This window comes from Amycolatopsis sp. WAC 04169 (assembly GCF_003947535.1).
In the GTDB taxonomy this organism is placed as follows: Bacteria; Actinomycetota; Actinomycetes; order Mycobacteriales; family Pseudonocardiaceae; genus Amycolatopsis; species Amycolatopsis keratiniphila.
Genome location: NZ_QHJI01000018.1, coordinates 46,567 through 65,313 on the forward strand (window position 1 = coordinate 46,567; position 18,747 = coordinate 65,313).

Genomic DNA, 18,747 nt, shown 5'->3' on the forward strand with positions numbered 1-18,747 from the left:
ACCATGCCACGCCGGGGCCGGATCAATCAACCCGCCCTCGGTGGCGACTTGTCGACAGCGTTGGTGGTTCACCGGTTCGGGTCCTGTGCGCGCCGGGGATTCACGACAGAATCCCGGAGGTTCTGCACCGTTACAGAAGTCTGGGGTGGATATGCGAAAACTCGTGCTCCCGGCACTGGCAGGCGTGCTGATCGCGGGGCTGGTCCCCGCGGTCGCCGAGGCCCAGGGCGGTGAGGCGCCAGGCGAGCCCGGCGCCCATCCGAGCTGGCTGCCTGCCGACAAGACCGGCTTCGGGACCGCCCGTGAGCAGGTCAGCAACGTCTGGTTCACCCTGCAGGGCGGCCGGATGTCCGAGGTCTACTACCCGGATCTGTCGACACCGGGCGTGCGGTCGCTGGACCTCGTCGTCACCGACGGGACGAGCTTCGCGACCGTCGATTCCTCGGCCAAGGCCCAGCAGGTGCGCCGCAGCGGCGGCCTCACCTACGAACAGACCATCACCGACGACCACCGCCGGTGGAAGCTCCGCAAGACCTACGTCACCGACCCGGCGCGTGCGAGTGTGCTGATCGACGTCGACTTCGTCTCGCTGACCGGCCGCCCGTATCAGGTGTACGCGGTCGCGGATCCCGACCTCACCAACGAAGGCTCCGACGACTCCGCGCGCGCCGACGGTGCGAGCGCGGTCTCATCGGATGCGAAGACGTCGGCCGCGCTGGCGGCGGAACCGGCGTTCTCGCGTACTTCCGTGGGGTACTCGGGCTCTTCCGACGGCATCACGCAGCTGACGAAATCGTTCAGCCTCAAGGATTACGCGACCGCGGCCAAGGGCAACGTGCTGATCACCGGGCAGACCTCCGCCGACGGCGTCCGCTCGCGGGACTTCACGCTTTCGCTGGGCATGGGCGCCAAGGAGACCGACGCGCTCGCCAACGCGAAAGCCTCTCTACGGCGCGGATTCGCCGACGCGGCCCGCGCGTACGACCGGGGCTGGAAGCAGTACCTCCGTCAGCTGAAGGACGCGCCGTCGTCGCTGAAGACCAAGCGGGAGCGGGACCTCTATCAGGCGTCCGTGCTCATGCTCGCGGCGAGCGAGGACAAGATCCACCGTGGCGCGCTCATCGCTTCGCCGAGCATGCCGTGGCGGTTCGGCAACAACGACCCGGAATGGTCGCCGTCGGGCACCTATCACCTGGTCTGGCCGCGTGACCTCTACCAGATCGCGACCGGGCTGCTCGCCGCCGGTGTCCGCGACGCCGCGAACCGGTCGGTCGACTACATGTTCGGCACGCAGCAGCTGCCGGACGGGCATCTGCCGCAGAACAGCCACGTCGACGGCACGCCGTACTGGACGTCCATCCAGCTCGACGAGACCGCGCTGCCGATCGTGCTCGCGCAGCAGCTCGGCCGCACCGACGCGAAGACCTGGCGGGGTGTGCGCAAGGCGGCGGAATTCCTGTTGTCCTACAAGGCGGACAACGGGCACGCGTCGCCGTACAGCCAGCAGGAACGCTGGGAGGAGCAGGACGGCTACTCGCCCTCGACGATCGCCGCGGTGATCGCCGGGCTGGTCTGCGCGGCCGACCTCGCCAAGGCGAACGGCGCCGCCGGTGACGCGAAGCGCTATCTCGACACCGCCGACGCCTTCAAGGCGAAACTCGCCCAGTGGACGGTGACCACGAACGGCCCGCTGTCGAAGGACCCGTACTTCGTCCGGCTGACCAAGGACGGCAATGCGAACAACGGCACCAAGTACAACCTCGGCAACTCCAGCGTGACCATGGACCAGCGTGCCGTGACCGACGCCGGTTTCCTCGAACTGGTGAGGCTGGGCATCTACCGTGCCGACGATCCGGTGATCAGGAACAGCGTCAAGGTCACCGACGCCGACATCGCGTTCACCACACCGACCGGGCAGTTCTGGCACCGTTACACGAAGGACGGATACGGCGAGAAGGCCGACGGCTCGCCGTGGGACTACACGTTCCCGGCCGAAAGCCGGACCACCTTCGGGCGACTGTGGCCGCTGCTCGCGGGTGAACGCGGCGAGTACGACCTCGCCGCCGGTGACCGGGGTACGGCCGCGAAGCGGCTTCGCGACCTCGGGCGCGTCAGTAGTTCGGGGGACACGATGCCGGAGCAGGTCTGGGACGAAAACGCGCCTTCGGGGCGGCCGGGCTTCCCGGCGGGCACGCCGACCGCGTCCGCGACGCCGCTGGCCTGGACGCACGCCCAGTACCTCCGGCTCGCGTGGTCGGTGGAGGCCGGGAAGGTGATCGAGCAGCCTCGGGTCGTGCGGTGCCACTTCCTGGGGTGCTGACCCTCGCGTAAATGTCATGAAAGGGTCGTTCAGGACATCTTTCGTCCTGAACGACCCTTTCATGACATGCGCTGAGGGATCAGTCGTCGGAGGGCTGAGCCTCGGGCAGCCACGAGTTGCCCGGAACGCCCCATTTGTTCGACTTGAGCATTTTCTTCGCCGCGCGGGCGTGCCGCCCGACCAGCCGGTCGAGGTAGATGAAGCCGTCCAGGTGGTCGGTCTCGTGCTGCAGGCAGCGCGCGAGGTAGCCGGTGCCTTCGACCTCGATCGGATTGCCCTCGACGTCGAAGCCGGTGACCTTCGCCCACGAAGCGCGCCCGGTCGGGTACGACTCGCCGGGCGCCGACAGGCAGCCCTCCCAGTCGTCGTCCGGATCGGGCATCGTCTCCGGGATCTCCGACGTCTCGAGCTTCGGGTTCACCACGACGCCCTTGTGGCGCGTGCCCTCGTCGTCGGGGCAGTCGTAGACGAACACGCGCAGGTCGAGGCCGATCTGGTTGGCCGCGAGGCCCACCCCTTCGGCGGCGTACATGGTCTCGAACATGTCGTCGACGAGGGTGCGCAGCTTGTCGTCGAACTCGGTGATCTCCCGAGTCGGGTTGTGCAGCACGGGCTCGCCGGCGATCACGATGGGATGGACGGTCACGCGCGCAGTTTAGTCGGACCCTTCTGGTACACCCTTACCCATGACGCGCCGACGCCGTTACCGAGGCCGGGCGCCGCATCCGTGGTCTAATGGCGCCGCGGAATGACAAGCCTGTGGTTTCACGCCCGCCGAGCACTGACCTGATTGCGAGGAGTCGGATGGACGCCGCGGAGTCGATGGCTGAGCCCGACCAGCCGTCCCCGTCGGAGACCGTGAACGGCCTCAGCGAGCGCGAGCTCGACATGCTCGCGTTCGAACGTCAGTGGTGGAAGTACGCCGGCGCGAAGGAACAGGCCATCCGCGAACGCTTCTCGATGTCGTCGACGCGCTACTACCAATTGCTGAACCGGCTGCTCGAGAAGACCGAAGCCATGCAGGCCGACCCGATGCTGGTGAAGCGCCTGCGAAAGACGCGAGCGGCCCGGCAGCGCAATCGCGCGGCCCGGCGACTGGGGATCGATCTCTCATGAGTCTGTTTTCGGGCCTGTCCCGGCCGATGAAGGCCGCCGGACTGGCCTTGGTCGGTGTCGCCGTGATCGCCGCCGTGATCGGCGGGATCACCCTGACCAGTGGCGGCGGTGATTCCGACACCGCGACGCCGCCCGGCCCCGCGCCCACGTCTTCGGACGGCGCGACGCAGCCTTCGTCCCCGGCGCCCGGTTCGCCTTCGGCCAGCACGCCGCCCGCGTCGTCGTCGGCACCGCCGTCGAGCGCGCCCGCGAGCTCGGCCCCTCCGGCGAGCCAGCCGGGGCAGACCGGTCAGCCGGGCCAGCCGGGGCAGCCCGGTGGTGATCAGCAGGCGTCGCACAAGTGGGTGACGGTGCGCGTCTACAACAACAGCACGATCCAGGGCCTCGCCGAGCAGGCCGCGAAGGATTTCCGCGCCTCGGGCTGGAACGTCTCCGAGGTCAAGGGCTACCCGGGCAGGCTCCCCGAGACGGTGGCGTACTTCCGCCCGGGCACCGACGAGGAGGCGGCCGCGAAGGCGCTGGCGCTGGAGTTCGGGTTCCGCGCCGAGCCCCGGTTCAAGGAGATCGAGAACATCGGCCCCGGTGTGATCGTCATCCTCACCAAGGACTACAAGACCAACGACAAGGACGGCTCCTAGTCCATACGTGAAAGGGCCCGCTTCCTCACGGGGAAGCGGGCCCTTTTCGCATTCTCAGACCTGGGTCCGCGCGTACGCCTCCAGCGCCGCGAGCTGGGCCGGGTCGAGCGACGGCCGGACCGTCTCGGCCGCCTTCGCCAGATGCGCGGCGGTGACCTCCTTGGCCTCCAGCGACTCACGCATCGCGGTCAGCGCGGCCTCGCGGATCAGCGCGGCGCAGTCCGCCGCCGAGTAACCGTCCAAAGTGGCCGCGTATGCCGCGAGGTCCACATCGGACGCGAGCGGGGTGTTCTTGGCGCTGGCGGCGAGGATCGCCTCGCGGGCGTGCGCGTCCGGCGGCGGGACGTAGACGCGGCGCTCCAGCCGTCCCGGCCGAAGCAGCGCCGGGTCGACCAGTTCCGGCCGGTTCGTCGCGCCGAGGACGACGACCTCGCGCATCGGCTCGACACCGTCCAATTCGGTCAGCAGCGCCGCGACCACGCGGTCCGACACGCCCGAGTCCGACGACTGGCCGCGGCGCGCGGCGAGCGCGTCGATCTCGTCGAGGAAGATCAGCGACGGCGCGGCCTCGGCGGCGCGGCGGAACAGTTCCCGCACCGCGCGCTCGGACTCGCCGACCCATTTGTCCATCAGTTCGGCGCCCTTGACCGCGAAGACGTTCAGCGCGCCGGTGCCGGCGAGCGCGCGGACCAGGAACGTCTTGCCGCCGCCGGGCGGCCCGTACAGGAGCACGCCGCGCGGCGGATCGACGCCGAGCCGGGCGAACGAGTCCGGGTAGCGAAGCGGCCAAAGCACCGCTTCGGTGAGCGACTGCTTGACGTCGGTCATGTTGCCGACGTCGTCCAGCGTCAGTCCGCCGGTGGCCAGGTTGTCCGAAGTGGACATCGAGATGGGGCGGACCGTGGTGAGCGCGTCGAGCAGGTCCTGCTGGGAGATCCGCGGCTCGTCGACGTCACGCTGGCGCAGTGCGGCGCGGAGGGCGGCGTCGCGGCGGAGCGCGATGAGGTCCGCCGCCACGAAGCCGGGGGTGCGCTCGGCGATCGGGCCGACGTCGACGCCGGGCTCCAGCGGGGCGTCGCGCAGGAGCACACGCAGCAGTTCCGTGCGGGTCTTCGCGTCCGGGAGCGGCAGGCCCAGCTCGCGGTCGAGCAGGTCGGCGGCGCGCAGCCGCGGATCGGTGGACTCGGCGCGCCCGGTGGTGGCGACCATGGCGAAACCCTTGGTGCGCAAGGCTTTGCGCAGGTCGTCGAGGACGACCGTCGCGAGCGGTGGCGGCTGGGACGCGGGCAGCAGCGCGTCGATGTCGGTGATCAGCAGGACGGCCGGGTCTTCGTCGCGGGTGGCCTGCTCGATCGCTTCGCGCAACCGCGCGGCGGCGACGTTCGGTTCGAGGACGGCGATGTTCGGCGCGGCGAGCGACACCACCCGCACCTTCTCGGCCTGTGCCACGGCGCGGACGAGTGTCGCCTTGCCAACGCCTTCCGGCCCGGACAGCAGGACCCCGAGATGCGCCGACGTCCCGAGCTTCGCCAGCAGCTCCGGACGATGGAAGGCCAGGTCGAACCATTCGGCGAGTTTGCGCGCGGCCGCTTCGGAACCGGCGAGATCCGAAAGTGGCGGCACGGATTCCTCGGCGATCTCGTCGATCCGCTCGTCTTCGACGATCTCCGCGTCGATGAAATCCTCGTGGGGAGTGGCAGGCGTGCTGCGGGCCAGCGTCGTCCCGGCACGGGCGGGTGCGGCGGCGGGCTCGGCCTCGCCGGTGCGGGCGCCGTCGCGCCAGCTGACCACAGTGGACGGTCCGACGGCGACCGGCCCCGAGGGTTCGGTGGCGGTGACGGTGAGCAGCTCGTTCGTCCACGTCATGCCGATGGCGCGGGAAAGCTGGCCGCGGACCGCGGAGACGTCGGAGCCCGGCGCGGGCGCGAGATCCTGGGGGAGCAGGGAAACGGCGTCGCCGACGGTCAGCACCTTGCCGATCAGGGCGAGCCGCAGGGTGTGCGGGGAGAGCGACACGCTCGCGATGCGCGAGCCCGCCACGGTGACCGTCTTCGCGGCCGACACCTCCGCGGGCGCGACGACCACTTCCGAACCTTCGGTCACGCCGAGGTTCGACATCGTGACGTCGTCGAGGAGGATCACGCCCGGGATCCCCTCGCCGTCCGACGGGGCGGCCAGCGCGGAGCTGACCCGCGCGCCGGTGACGCGGACGGCGTCCCAGGCCATCAGGCCGAGCGCGTCGAGGACTTCGGGGTGCAGCCGGACGACGCCGCGGCGGGAGTCCAGTGCGGACGGGGTGTGCCGGACGGTCAGCGTGATCTGGGGTGCGCTCACCCCGCCACCCTATCTACGCGGACCGTGCCCAGCGGTCGAAGGACAGGATCTCCCCGGCGGGTCGGCGGGCGGCCGGGGAGAAGTCGCGCTGGGTCGTGTGGGCGACGGCGAGCAGGCTGATCTGCGCGACGTCTTCGGGGATTCCGAGCAGCTTCGCGACTTCGGCCTCGCGCGCGGGCAGGTGATACGCGCACATCGAACTGCCGAGCCCCTTCGACCGCAGCGCGAGCTGGAAGCTCCAGATCGCCGGGTACACCGAGCCGTAGTACCCGTTCTGGATCACGGGATCCGACGGCGGGCGGCCGATCATGCACGGGATGGCGAGGGCCGGGACGCGGCCGAGGTTGTCGACGAGGTGGCGTGCCGACCGCATGACGGCCTCGCTCGCCAGGTGCCCGTACTTCGCCATGGTCGGGATCGCCTCGGCGCGGACGATCTTCGCGATCTCCGCGCGCAGATCCGGGTCGCGGACGATCACCCAGCGCTGGGCGTCGAGCAGCATCCCCGCGGCAGGCGCCTGCTGCGCGACGCGAACGCAGTCTTCGAGCAGTCCTTCGTCGACCGGCCGGTCCAGGTCGAGCTTGCGGCGGACCGAGCGGGTGGTGGTGAGCAGCGTTTCGGTGTCCATGGCATCCCTCCAGGTGACTTACGGCGTAAGCATACGGTGTAAGTACTTACGGCGTAAGGGGGTACGGGTAAACTGGGACACATGGCGCTGAGCAGGGAGAAGGTGCTCGACGCCGCCTTGCGGCTGGCGGGCGAGCAGGGGCTGGCCGGGCTGTCGATGCGGAAGCTGGCCGCCGACGTCGGCGTGGAGGCCATGTCGCTCTACAACCACGTCGCGAACAAGGGCGATCTGCTCGACGGGCTGACCGCGCGGGTCTTCGAGAGCGTGCCGCTGCCCGGACCCGGGCCGTGGGACGAGCGGCTGCGTGCGCTGACTCATGGTCTGTACACGGCTTTTTCGCGGCATCCGGTGGTGGTCCGGGCGCTCGCGACCGACGCGGCGAACCCGCGTTCGGCGGGCGCGCTGAAGTTCATCGACGCGATGTTCTCCGCGCTGCTGGACGCCGGACTCGACGAACGCGGCGCCGCGCGGGGCTACCGATCGCTGATCGGGCTGGTGTTCGGGGCCGTGCTCACCGAGACGGTGGGGCTTTCCGGTGTCCCGGACCCGTCGGATCTGGAGCGGGCCGAGCCGGTGGTGGCTTGGTTCCAGCGATCCGTGACCGCGGACGGGCTGCCCTCACTGCACCGGGCGCTGCCGTCGCTGCTGGACGGCGACTGCCTGCAGGACTTCGAGGCCCAGCTGGACCTGGTGATCGGCGGGCTGCGGGCTTCGGTGGGCTGAGCTTCGCTGGGTCGCGCGCGGATGTCGCGAAAGCCACTTTCGAGACATCCAGCGTCCCGAAAGTGGCTTTCGCGACACCGTCCGCAGTCAACGATCCCCAAGTTGTCCACAGGTTCACCCACTTGTGGACAACTACGACCTCCGACCCCCGTTTCCCCCGGCCTCGTCGGACACCCTCGGTACGCTGGGCGCGGGGCCGTCCCCCAGGGACGGGCGGGGGGCTGGGAGTGGACGGTCGGCCGGGTGGATCAGCGTTTCCGCAGGCCGATGCGGCGCCATGAGCGGCGTCGCGCGCCCCGGTCCTTGTCGGTCGAGATGGTGCGCGGAGCCCGCGCGACGTGCTGTTCGCCCCGCTGCAGCCGCACGCGCTGAGCGGCGCCGGCCACCACGCGCCGCAGTGGCGGTCGCAGGCCGAGACGGCGGCGACTCGAAGAACGCCGGATCGCGCGCCGTTCCCGCGGCGGCGCCATCCACGCCTCCGGATGGTTCGCCAGCCAGCGGTGCCGGTACACCGAGTACGGGATGTGCGCCAGGTACAGGATCAGCGCGATCGCCAGCGCCACCAGCGGGAACTGGATGATCGCGGCGGCCAGCAGGCCCACCCCGACCAGCAGCGGCGCGATCGCCTTGGGCGGCGCCTTCACCGTCTTCAGCGAAAGCGTCGGGATCCGGCTGATCAGCAGCGCGGCGACGGCGATCGTCCACACCCACACCACGTACTGGTGCGACCACCAGCCCTGCCCGAACTGCAGCTCCAGGATCAGCGGCAGCATCGCCAGCAGACCACCGGCGGGCGCGGGCACACCGACGAAGAACTCGCCCGCGTACGGCGGCTGCTCGGTGTCCTCGATCAGCGTGTTGAACCGCGCCAGCCGCAGGATCATGCAGACCGCGAAGATCAGCGACGCCACCCAGCCGATGCGCTCGCCCTCCGCGTGCCAGACGTACAGCACCAGCGCGGGCGCGACACCGAACGAGATGCCGTCGGACAGCGAGTCGAGCTCCTGTCCCATCTTCGACGTCGCGTCCAGCAGCCGCGCGATCCGGCCGTCGAGACTGTCGAGCACCGCGGCGATCCCGATCGACGCGATCGCCATCGGATAGTTGCCGATCAGCGCGAACTGCACCGACGACAGACCGGCGCACAGGGCGAGCACCGTGATGGCGTTCGGCAGCAGCCGCACGCCGGGAGTGGTCACACGGACCATGGATCAGCCTTCCGGGTGCGGCGCCGTGGGCAGCTCGGCGATCGGCGTCTCGCCGCCGATCGTGCGCTGGCCCTTCGAGACGAGGACCTTGCTGCCCGGCGGCAGGTACAGGTCGACTCGCGAGCCGAAGCGGATGATGCCGTACGTCGCGCCGACGCCGACCTTGTCACCCTCGCGGATCTCACAGAGGATGCGCCGGGCCACCAGCCCCGCGATCTGTACCACGACGAGCTCGTGGCCGTCGTCGGTGCGCATGAGCACGGAGTTGCGCTCGTTGTCGTCGCTCGCCTTGTCCAGGTCGGCCGACAGGAACTTCCCGGGCCGGTACGCGACCCGCTCGATCACACCCGAGGCCGGGACCCGCTGGACGTGCACGTCGAACACCGACAGGAACACGCTCACCCGCATCCGCGGTTCGGCGGGCAGCCCCAGCTCGGGCGGCGGCACGGCCTCTTCGATCAGCGAGACCAGACCGTCCGCCGACGCGACCGCGAGGCCGGCCTGGGCGGGCGGGACCCGCTTGGGCTCACGGAAGAACGCGGCCGTGGCGGCCGTCGCGAGCGCGCCGACGACGCCCAGGCGCTTGGAGAACCTCCGCAGCACCAGCGTCGCGGCGAGACCGCCGAACACGAACGGCCTGCCGGCCGGGTGCATCGGCGGAACGGTCTCGCGGGCCAGCTTCACGGCGTGCGCGAGGGGATTACCAGTGGCTTCCGGCCGGTTGCCGCTCATTGGTCGGGTTCACCGCAGTTCGTGTCGGGGGGTCGGGACAGGAAGAGCCACCACGCTACCGCCCTGTCCGGAACCGGGCCGTGGCCTCCCCCGGAAGGGTTTCCCCGCGCCGGGTGGGCGGGGCCACATCCCGGTAACGCAAGGTCGAAATACGCGATAACTCTAGGTAATTGACGCCGATAGCAGACCTTGAAGGACTCCCGAATGCCCGCCAGCCCGGACCCCGCGGGCGAGCGACTCGCCGAGTTGTTCCGCGCCTGGAAGAGGGACATTTCGGCGGCGCCGCTGCCTCCGCTCGTCGACCCCGTCCGCGCCGCCTCGATCATCGCCGAGGCACGCGCGTCCGGATGCATATGCCCCCCGACGGCACATGCATCCGGACGCGGCCACTGGAACCGAGCGAACATCCCACTCTAGTTCGCCGCGCGCCGGTGATCACCGGTCGCGAGAAAACCGTTACCAACGGTTACTCCGTTGATCACCGCCGATACGAGTCGCTCCGCCCGGAGCCGCGCACCAGCCGCAGCAGGGCGAGCAGCACGATCGAACCGAGGATGGCGACGCCGAAGCTGGGGAAGTCGAACTCGAAGGTCCGCTCGGTGCCGGTGGCGAGGCGGTAGACGAAACCGCCCAGCGCCGCGCCCAGCACGCCGATCAGGATGCTGAACAGGCAGCCGCCGCGCCGGTCCGGGCCGCCCACCACGACATTGGCCAGCCAGCCGGCGATGGCGCCGAACACGATCCACGAGAAGAAACCCATGCCATCGAGGTTACCGACCCGGATGGAGTAGCGCACAAGGAGACTTGTACAATCGCTCTTGTGCAACTACTGTTGTGCGTCATGGCCGACAGTGCTGATCGCGAAGTCCATGAAGTCCACGATTCGAAGGTGCTCGCCGCGATGTCGCATCCGCTGCGGCGGCGCCTGCTCGACGTCCTCCGCCTCGACGGCCCGTCCACGGCTTCCGTGCTCGCCGAACGGACCGGGCAGGCGGTCGGGAACGTCAGTCATCACCTGAAGGTGCTGGCCGCCAGCGATCTGGTCGAGGAGGCACCGGAGCTCGCCCGCGACCGTCGCGAGCGCTGGTGGCGCCGAGTGGGCTACGCGGTTTCCTGGTCGCCTTCGGACTTCCCCGACGACCCGGTCGCGGCCGCCGCCGAATCCCTCGCCCTCGAACGTCAGGTTTCCATGGCGCGCCAATGGTTCGCCGAACGCGAGACCTATCCGGAGGAATGGCATCGCGCCGCCTTCGCCACCGACAGCTGGGCGAAGATGTCGGTCGCCGAACTGGCCGAGCTCGAACAGAAGGTCCACGAGCTGATCAAGTCCTACAGCGGCCGCGAGATCCCGGACGACGGCCAGGAACGCCGCCCCGTCTTCATCGCCACCCGCGCCGTCCCGGCCCGCCCGTGACCACCCGCGAACGCGGCGGACTGCTGCGATCGAGAGATTTCCGGCTGCTGTGGACCGGCGAGACGACCAGCGTGCTCGGCAGTTCCATCGCCGTCGTCGCGCTGCCGCTCGTCGCGGTGGTCACCCTGCAGGCGAGCACCCTCGCGGTCGGGCTGCTGACCGCGGCCGCCTGGCTGCCGTGGCTGCTGATCGGCCTGCCCGCCGGCGCCTGGGTGGACAGACGGCCGAAACGCCCGGTCATGCTGGTGTGCAACGGCATTTCCATGCTGGTGTTCCTGAGCGTCCCGGTCGCGGCGTGGACCGGCCTGCTCACGATGACCCAGCTGATCGTCGTCGCCTTGGCGGGGGGCGTCGCGAAGGTGTTCTTCAACGTCGCGTATCGCGCGTACTTGCCTTCGCTGATCGAGAAGGAACAACTGCAGGAGGCCAACGAAAAGCTGCAGGGCAGCGAATCCGCCGCGCAGATCGGCGGACCCGGGCTCGCCGGGCTCTTGGCGCACTGGTTCGGTGCCGTCGCCGGGGTGTTCGCCGACGCCGTCAGCTTCGGGATCTCCGTGCTGTGCCTGCGATCCATCCGGCACCGTGAGCCCGAGCGCCCGGCGAAGACGCGTTCGCGGCTGCGTGACGAGATCCGCGACGGCCTCGTTTTCCTCGTCCACGACCCGTATTTGCGCGTCCTGGCGGTCTTCGGCGCGATCTCGAACGTCGCGCTCATGGGCTACCAGTCGATCGAGGTCGTGTTCCTCGTCCGCGATCTCGGCGTCGGGGAGGGCACCGCCGGGCTCGTGCTCGCGCTCGTCGGCGCGGGCGGCGTCGCCGGGGCCGCGCTGTCGGGCAAGATCGCCGCCCGGATCGGCACCGCGCGGGCCTTCGTTCTCTGCGAGGCATTCGGAGCGCTCATGATGCTGCTCGGCCCGCTGGCGAACGGCGGCTGGGGGCTCGCCTTCTTCGTCGCCGCGGGGTTCTCGGTCAGCGCGGGCGTCGTCGGCTCGAACGTCCTCAACGCCACCTTCAGGCAGCGCTACGTCCCGGCGGCGATGTTCGGCCGGGTCACCGCGAGTTCGTCCGTGCTCAGCTTCGGCGCGGTCGCGCTCGGCGTGCTGCTCGGCGAGATCCTCGGCGAGACGGCGGGCGTGCGGCAGACGCTGGGATTGATGGCCGGGCTCGAGGTGGTCGCCGTCTTCGTCCTGCTGTTCACCCCGGTCGGCCGCTGCCGCGACTTCCCGACGGATCGCGTTTAGCCCGCTGAACGCAGGTCAGAGCAGGAGGACGTCCACCTCGTCGCCCTGCTCGACCGAGTCCATGTCCTCCGGCAGCACGATCAGGCAGTTCGCCTGCGTGAACGACGCCAGCAGATGCGAGCCCGGCCCGCCGCGCGGACCGACGATCCCGGTGACCTCGCCTTCGGAATGCGTGTAGAAGCCCCGCCGGAACTGGCGCCGTCCGGCGGGGGAGGTCATCGCCTCGGTCAGCCGGGCCCGCACCCGCTGCCGGTCGACCCCCGTGTGCCCCATCGCCGCGAGCAACGCCGGCCGCAGGAACGCTTCGAAGGACACGAGCACGCTCACCGGATTGCCCGGCAGCGTCACCACCGGCACGCCGTTCCAGCGTCCGCAGCCCTGCGGCCCGCCCGGCTGCATCGCGACCTTCCGGAACTCCACGCCCTCCCCGGTCAGCGCGTCCTTCACCACTTCGTACGCCCCCGCGCTCACGCCGCCCGACGTCACCAGCAGATCGGCCTCCGCCAGCCGCGGCTCGATCACCGCGCGGAACTCGTCCACGTCGTCGACCACGCTGCGCACGACCTCGGCCTCGCAGCCGAGCGCGCGGATCGCCGACGCCAGCATGATGCTGTTCGATTCGTAGATCTGCCCGTGCCGCAAGGGTTCCGGCGCGTCGACGAGTTCGGTGCCGGTGGACACCACGAGCACCTTCAGCGGCCGGTACACGGGAACCTCGGCGAGCCCGACGGCCGCCGCGAGACCCAGTTGGGCCGGCCCCAGCACCGTTCCCGCCGAAAGCGCCACGGTGCCCTCGACGACGTCTTCGCCCCGGCGTCGGATGTGCGCGCCCGGGACAGCCGTCCTGAGAATCCGGACGTCCGTCACACCACCGTCCGTGTGCTCCACCATCACCACCGCGTCGGCACCGGGCGGCATCGGGGCACCGGTCATGATCCGGTGCGCGGTGCCCGGCTCCAGCTTCGTGCTGTCGACCCGGCCCGCGGGGATGTCTTCGGCGACCGGCAACGTCACGGGTGCCTCCGCGACGTCTTCGGCGCGGACGGCGTAACCGTCCATCGCGGAATTGTCGAACGGCGGCAGCGAAACCCCCGCGCGCACGTCCTCGGCGAGCACGAGCCCGGCGGCTGAGGCGAGCGGAAGGCGGATGACGGGGGCGTTCCCGAGCAGGCCGGTGACGGTCTCACGGTGGGCGTCGACGGAGATCACCGGACCATCCTCCCGCCTCGGGCCCCGCATGCAAGACTCTGCGCGTCACAACGACCATCCGGGGAGAAGAAGACATGCAGGTTCAGATCCGTCACCAGCCATCGTTCGCGGTGGCGAGGCTCATCCTCGCCCCGGGCGAGCCGGCGCAGGTCGAGTCGGGCGCGATGATGGCGACGAGTTACGGCGTGCAGGTCCAGTCCCAGGCGCAGGGCGGCATCATGAAGGGCCTCGGCCGCGCCTTCCTCTCCGGCGAGTCCTTCTTCATCTCCACCTACACCGCCCCGCAGAACGGCGGCTGGGTCGACGTCGCCGCGAACCTGCCGGGCGACATGCAGATCATCAACCTCGACGGCCGCACCGGCTGGTGCGTCACCCGCGGTTCGTGGCTCGCGTCCTCCCACGGCGTGCAGACCGAGACAAAATGGGGCGGGCTCAAGAACCTCGTCGGCGGCGAGGGCGGCTTCCTGACGCACGCGACGGGACAGGGCCCGCTCGTCGTGGCCTGCTACGGCGCGCTGGAGACGGTGACCCTGCAGCAGGGCGAGGTGATCACCATCGACACCGGGCACGTCGTCGCGTTCGCCGACACCCTGCAGTACCAGATCCGCAAGGTCGCCACTGGCGTCATCCAGTCGATGAAGAGCGGTGAAGGCCTCGTCTTCGACTTCGCCGGGCCTGGCCAGCTGCTCACCCAGACCCGCAACCCGTCGGCGCTGTCCGCCTGGGTGATCGCCCAGGTCCCCTCCCGCTGACCGCATGCGGGTCCAGACGAGGCACACCCCGAACTTCGGGGTCGCACGAGTGCTGTTGTCCCCCGGCGAAGCCGTCCAGGCCGCCGGGGACACCATGCTGGCCAGCAGTTTCGGCATCACCGAAACCGTCCCGTCCCGCGGCGGCTCGCGGGCGGGCAAGGCCGCCCCGTCGGTGTTCAACGCACCGGAGGGCGGCGGCTGGATCGACTTCGCGCCGCTGGCCGCCGGCGACGTCTACCCGCTGGAGTTCAACGGCGGCGGGGGCTGGTGCGTGAGCCGGGACGCGATCCTGGCCCGGCCGGCGACCGTCCGGCACGACCCCGGCTGGGCGCCGCTGCAGAAGCTCTTCGGCGCCGATTCCGGTTTCCTGGAGCACTACAGCGGAAGCGGCCCGCTCGTGCTGGCCGCGCAGGGCCCGGTCGACGCCTTCGAACTCACCGCGGGCGAACTCGTCACCGTGCGGCCGGACTTCCTGCTGGCCTATCCGGACACCGTGCAGTGCCGTCTCCGCGCGGTCGACCAGTCCGGCCCGCAGTCGGTCCGCACCGGCGAAGGGCTCGCGCTGGACTTCGCTGGACCAGGACGCGTCCTGGTGCAAGCGCGCAATAGGCGGCTTTCTCGCGGATGACCTTGGGACGAATTGAGCATTGCCGAAGCCGGTAATTCGGGTAGCGTGAACTGCACTCGAAACCGCCGGCCGGGGCAGAGAAGGCCGACGGATCCTGTGCTGAGGGAGTGCGCCGTGGCAGTCGGCACCGTCAAGTGGTTCAACTCGGAAAAGGGCTACGGATTCATCGAATCCACCGAAGGGCCCGACGTCTTCGTCCACTACTCGGCCATTCAGGCCGACGGATTCCGGACGCTCGACGAGGGTGATCGCGTGGAATTCGAAGTCCAGTCCGGCCGTGACGGGCGGAGTCAGGCCGCGGACGTACGCAAGGTCTCGTAGGAGGACTTCGGGCGACCCCCGGCGGCGCCCGGAACTGGCGCGTTAGGCTTCGCTGCGTGACAGGCGATGAGTCGGGGGACCTGACGGGTCGTCGGCTGGGCAACTACCGCATCGACGGCGTGCTCGGCAAGGGCGGCATGAGCGTGACCTACAAGGCCACGGACGTGCGGCTCGGACGCAAGGTGGCACTGAAGGTCATCGGTGATCACCTCGGGGCCGACGCCGAATTCCGCGAACGCTTCGTCGACGAGGCGCGGAACACGTCCGCGATCGACCATGCCAACGTCGTGCCCTTGTACGACTTCGGCGAGCTCGAAGGCATGCTCTACATCGCCATGCGGATGGTCGACGGCGGGGACCTCGCCGGGCTGATCTCCGGTGGCCCGATCGCGCCCGCCCGCGCGCTGAACATGCTCGACCAGGTCGCCGACGCGCTCGACACCCTGCACAACCGGGGTCTCGTGCACCTCGACGTCAAACCGGCGAACGTCCTGGTCACCAGCAAGGAGACCTCGCGCGAGCACGTCTACGTCGCCGACTTCGGCCTGACCCGCCGCGGCGCCACCGGGCATCGCACCCGCGGCGGCGACTTCCTCGGCTCGCCCACGTACGCGGCGCCCGAGCACCTGCGCGGCGAGCCGCTCGACGGCCGCACCGACCAGTACGCGCTCACCTGTGTCCTCTACGCCTGCCTGACCGGCAGCCCGCCCTTCAAGGGCGACGTGCAAACGGTCATCAAGGGACATCTGAACGGCGAGCCCCCGGCCATCTCGCGGATCGTCGGCCTGCCCGCCGGCATCGACGAGGTCGTCCGGAAGGGAATGGCGAAGAATCCCGCCGAGCGCTACCCCAACTGTGTTGAGATGATCGCGGCCGCCAGGCGCGCGCTCGGTCCGCTCGCGACTTCGAACGAGCCGCCCGGCGCGCCCGGGCAGGCGGCGGCCGCGACCGTCCAGCAGGCGGTCCCGCAGCAGGCGCCACGGCAGAACACGCCGCCACAGGGAGAGGGGGGCCCCGTGCACCCGTACGGAGGACAGCAGCCCGGCTACGGCCAGCAGGGACCGGGACCGCAGGGTCCCCCGCCGCAGCAGGGCCCGCCGCCCGGTTACGGCCCGCCGCCGCAGCAGGGTGGCTTCCAGCAGGGCGGTTTCCAGCAGGGTCCGCCGCCGGGCTACGGCCCGCCGCAGCAGCAGGGGTTCCAGCAGGGTGGCTTCCAGCAGGGGCCGCCCCCCGGTTACGGCCCGCCGCAGCAGCAGGGCGGTTTCCAGCAGCAGCCCAAGAAGGGCGGCGGCGCCAAGTGGATCTGGATCATCGTCGGCGCCCTCGTGGTCGCGGGCGCGATCGTGGCCGCCATCTTCATCTTCGGTGACTCGAACAGCGGCAACGGCCCGCAGACCACCGCGCCGAACATCCCGGTCGGCCCCGGCGGGTCCCAGTCGCAGGCTCCCGGCTCGTCGTTGAAGCCGCCGCCGTCGTCGATCCCCATCAAGCCGAGCAACTGAATACCACCGCGCTGACCTGCGGTTCTTGCACTCTCCCCTGGAGAGTGCTAAACACGACGTTGGCACTCGACGCCGTCGAGTGCCAGGCGTGACGGTCACCGACCGTTCGCCTGAAGGTCGGGACGGTGAGGCCGCACCCTTGATCGGGTGGGTCGTCCGTCGCGGGCACCGAGCCTGGCCGAGGAAGAGTCCTGCCGCCGCGCTGTAGTAGGCGTGCGGCGGCGCCCAATACCGGAGGACCACACCGCAATGGCCAAACTGATCGCGTTCGACGAGGACGCCCGCCGCGGTCTTGAGCGCGGCTTGAACACCCTCGCCGAAGCCGTCAAGGTGACCCTCGGCCCGCGGGGCCGGAACGTCGTGCTCGAAAAGAAGTGGGGCGCGCCGACGATCACCAACGACGGTGTCTCCATCGCCAAGGAGATCGAGCTCGAGGACCCGTGGGAGAAGATCGGGGCCGAGCTCGTCAAGGAAGTTGCCAAGAAGACCGACGACGTCGCGGGTGACGGCACCACCACCGCCACCGTGCTCGCCCAGGCTCTCGTCCGCGAGGGTCTGCGCAACGTCGCCGCCGGGGCCGACCCCATCAGCCTGAAGCGCGGCATCGAGGCGGCCGTCGAGGCCATCACCGAGCAGCTGCACAAGGCCGCCGTCCAGATCGAGACCAAGGAGCAGATCGCCGCCACCGCGTCGATCTCCGCCGCGGACCGCACCATCGGCGAGCTCATCGCCGAGGCGCTGGACAAGGTCGGCAAGGAAGGCGTCGTCACCGTCGAGGAGAGCAACACCTTCGGGCTCGAGCTCGAGCTCACCGAGGGTATGCGCTTCGACAAGGGCTACATCTCCGGTTACTTCGTGACCGACCCGGAGCGTCAGGAAGCCGAGCTCGAGGACCCGTACGTCCTGCTCTTCGGCTCCAAGATCTCCACCGTCAAGGACGTCCTGCCGCTGCTGGAGAAGGTCATCCAGTCCGGCAAGCCGCTGCTGATCATCGCCGAGGACGTCGAGGGCGAGGCCCTGGCCACCCTCATCGTCAACAAGATGCGCGGCACCTTCAAGTCCGTCGCCGTCAAGGCCCCGGGCTTCGGTGACCGCCGCAAGGCGATCCTGCAGGACATCGCGATCCTGACCGGTGGCCAGGTCATCTCCGAGGACGTCGGCCTCAAGCTGGAGAACGCGGACCTTTCCCTGCTGGGCAAGGCGCGCAAGGCCGTCATCACCAAGGACGAGACCACCATCGTCGAGGGTGCGGGCGACGCCGACCAGATCCAGGGTCGCGTCAACCAGATCCGCGCCGAGATCGACAACTCGGACTCGGACTACGACCGCGAGAAGCTCCAGGAGCGTCTGGCGAAGCTGGCCGGCGGCGTGGCCGTCATCAAGGCCGGTGCCGCCACCGAGGTCGAGCTGAAGGAGCGCAAGCACCGCATCGAGGACGCGGTGCGCAACGCCAAGGCCGCCGTCGAAGAGGGCATCGTCGCCGGTGGTGGCGTCGCTCTCATCCAGGCCGCCGAGGCCGCCTTCGCCGGTCTGAAGCTCGAGGGCGACGAGGCCACTGGTGCCAACATCGTCAAGGTCGCCGTCGAGGCGCCGCTCAAGCAGATCGCGATCAACGCCGGCCTCGAAGGCGGCGTCGTGGCGGAGAAGGTCAAGTCCCTCCCGCAGGGCCACGGCCTCAACGCCGCCACGGGCGAGTACGAGGACCTGCTCGCGGCCGGCGTGCCGGACCCGACGAAGGTCACCCGCTCCGCGCTGCAGAACGCCGCTTCCATCGCGGCGCTGTTCCTGACCACCGAAGCCGTCGTGGCGGACAAGCCGGAGAAGGCCGCGGCCGCTCCCGCCGACCCGTCCGGTGGCATGGGCGGCATGGACTTCTGAGTTCGAGCCTGTAGCACCACCGGAAAGCCCGGACGCGCCTCGCGCGTCCGGGCTTTTCCTTTGCTGAGTGCGGCGTCAGTGGTGTTTCTGGTGGGCCGGTATT

General features: G+C 70.0%; 18 protein-coding genes. 11 read left to right on the forward strand and 7 right to left on the reverse strand.

The annotated features are described in order from the left end of the window. Positions 1 to 151: 151 nt before the first annotated feature. The gene (locus tag DMC61_RS39075; RefSeq protein ID WP_125695494.1) at positions 152 to 2,320 is read left to right on the forward strand and encodes a glycoside hydrolase family 15 protein; all 2,169 of its coding nucleotides are present in this window, start codon (positions 152 to 154) and stop codon (positions 2,318 to 2,320) included. Between the two features lie 79 nt (positions 2,321 to 2,399). Here the strand turns inward: DMC61_RS39075 and DMC61_RS39080 are convergent, their stop codons facing one another. Next, positions 2,400 to 2,966 carry a peptide deformylase gene (locus DMC61_RS39080; RefSeq protein WP_037335552.1) on the reverse strand — a complete coding sequence of 189 codons (567 nt, stop codon included), beginning with the start codon at positions 2,964 to 2,966 and terminating at the stop codon, positions 2,400 to 2,402. Between the two features lie 158 nt (positions 2,967 to 3,124). Between DMC61_RS39080 and DMC61_RS39085 the strand changes: the two genes are divergently transcribed. Both DMC61_RS39085 and DMC61_RS39090 read left to right on the forward strand, forming a co-directional pair. Further along, complete coding sequence (locus DMC61_RS39085; protein WP_005160574.1) at positions 3,125 to 3,436, forward strand: DUF3263 domain-containing protein; 312 nt, start codon at positions 3,125 to 3,127, stop codon at positions 3,434 to 3,436. Further along, positions 3,433 to 4,074 (forward strand): LytR C-terminal domain-containing protein, encoded by a 642-nt coding sequence (locus DMC61_RS39090; RefSeq protein ID WP_125695495.1) that lies wholly within the window; start codon positions 3,433 to 3,435, stop codon positions 4,072 to 4,074. Before DMC61_RS39085 ends, DMC61_RS39090 begins: the two co-directional genes overlap by 4 nt. Before the next feature lie 54 nt (positions 4,075 to 4,128). Here DMC61_RS39090 and DMC61_RS39095 read toward each other — a convergent pair whose 3' ends face one another. Next, positions 4,129 to 6,408: an AAA family ATPase gene (locus DMC61_RS39095; protein WP_125695496.1), complete on the reverse strand. Its 2,280-nt coding sequence runs from the start codon at positions 6,406 to 6,408 to the stop codon at positions 4,129 to 4,131. Between the two features lie 13 nt (positions 6,409 to 6,421). After that, a complete protein-coding gene (locus tag DMC61_RS39100; RefSeq protein WP_016337615.1) occupies positions 6,422 to 7,036 on the reverse strand; it encodes a nitroreductase family protein in 615 nt (204 codons plus the stop codon). Between the two features lie 81 nt (positions 7,037 to 7,117). Between DMC61_RS39100 and DMC61_RS39105 the strand changes: the two genes are divergently transcribed. Beyond that, on the forward strand, positions 7,118 to 7,759 hold the full coding sequence (locus tag DMC61_RS39105) for a TetR/AcrR family transcriptional regulator (protein WP_125695497.1): 642 nt from the start codon (positions 7,118 to 7,120) through the stop codon (positions 7,757 to 7,759). A gap of 248 nt (positions 7,760 to 8,007) precedes the next feature. Here the strand turns inward: DMC61_RS39105 and pssA are convergent, their stop codons facing one another. The 3 genes from pssA to DMC61_RS39125 form a co-directional block, all read right to left on the reverse strand. Continuing rightward, positions 8,008 to 8,967, reverse strand: a complete 960-nt coding sequence (gene pssA, locus DMC61_RS39110; protein WP_016337613.1) for a CDP-diacylglycerol--serine O-phosphatidyltransferase — start codon at positions 8,965 to 8,967, stop codon at positions 8,008 to 8,010. Positions 8,968 to 8,970: 3 nt separating this feature from the next. After that, positions 8,971 to 9,699: a phosphatidylserine decarboxylase gene (locus DMC61_RS39115; RefSeq protein WP_125695498.1), complete on the reverse strand. Its 729-nt coding sequence runs from the start codon at positions 9,697 to 9,699 to the stop codon at positions 8,971 to 8,973. A 478-nt stretch (positions 9,700 to 10,177) separates the two neighbouring features. Next, the gene (locus DMC61_RS39125; protein ID WP_125695500.1) at positions 10,178 to 10,459 is read right to left on the reverse strand and encodes a GlsB/YeaQ/YmgE family stress response membrane protein; all 282 of its coding nucleotides are present in this window, start codon (positions 10,457 to 10,459) and stop codon (positions 10,178 to 10,180) included. A gap of 81 nt (positions 10,460 to 10,540) precedes the next feature. Here DMC61_RS39125 and DMC61_RS39130 point away from each other — a divergent pair, with 81 nt between their 5' ends. Further along, entirely contained in the window at positions 10,541 to 11,113 is a 573-nt protein-coding gene (locus DMC61_RS39130; protein ID WP_016337609.1) for a helix-turn-helix domain-containing protein, read from the forward strand. Beyond that, a complete protein-coding gene (locus tag DMC61_RS39135) occupies positions 11,110 to 12,354 on the forward strand; it encodes an MFS transporter (protein WP_125695501.1) in 1,245 nt (414 codons plus the stop codon). The genes DMC61_RS39130 and DMC61_RS39135 overlap by 4 nt, the downstream gene beginning before the upstream one ends. A 15-nt stretch (positions 12,355 to 12,369) precedes the next feature. Here the strand turns inward: DMC61_RS39135 and glp are convergent, their stop codons facing one another. Continuing rightward, positions 12,370 to 13,563 carry a gephyrin-like molybdotransferase Glp gene (gene glp / locus DMC61_RS39140; protein ID WP_125695502.1) on the reverse strand — a complete coding sequence of 398 codons (1,194 nt, stop codon included), beginning with the start codon at positions 13,561 to 13,563 and terminating at the stop codon, positions 12,370 to 12,372. 74 nt (positions 13,564 to 13,637) lie between these two features. Here glp and DMC61_RS39145 point away from each other — a divergent pair, with 74 nt between their 5' ends. The 5 genes from DMC61_RS39145 (at position 13,638) to groL (ending at position 18,644) form a co-directional block, all read left to right on the forward strand. Further along, positions 13,638 to 14,315: a TIGR00266 family protein gene (locus tag DMC61_RS39145; protein WP_016337606.1), complete on the forward strand. Its 678-nt coding sequence runs from the start codon at positions 13,638 to 13,640 to the stop codon at positions 14,313 to 14,315. 4 nt (positions 14,316 to 14,319) lie between these two features. After that, entirely contained in the window at positions 14,320 to 14,943 is a 624-nt protein-coding gene (locus DMC61_RS39150; protein WP_063277719.1) for an AIM24 family protein, read from the forward strand. A 114-nt stretch (positions 14,944 to 15,057) separates the two neighbouring features. Beyond that, positions 15,058 to 15,264 carry a cold-shock protein gene (locus DMC61_RS39155; RefSeq protein ID WP_005164266.1) on the forward strand — a complete coding sequence of 69 codons (207 nt, stop codon included), beginning with the start codon at positions 15,058 to 15,060 and terminating at the stop codon, positions 15,262 to 15,264. Between the two features lie 56 nt (positions 15,265 to 15,320). Further along, positions 15,321 to 16,766 (forward strand): serine/threonine-protein kinase, encoded by a 1,446-nt coding sequence (locus tag DMC61_RS39160; protein ID WP_125695503.1) that lies wholly within the window; start codon positions 15,321 to 15,323, stop codon positions 16,764 to 16,766. 249 nt (positions 16,767 to 17,015) lie between these two features. Then, positions 17,016 to 18,644, forward strand: a complete 1,629-nt coding sequence (groL, locus tag DMC61_RS39165; protein ID WP_016337602.1) for a chaperonin GroEL — start codon at positions 17,016 to 17,018, stop codon at positions 18,642 to 18,644. Positions 18,645 to 18,747 lie beyond the last annotated feature (103 nt).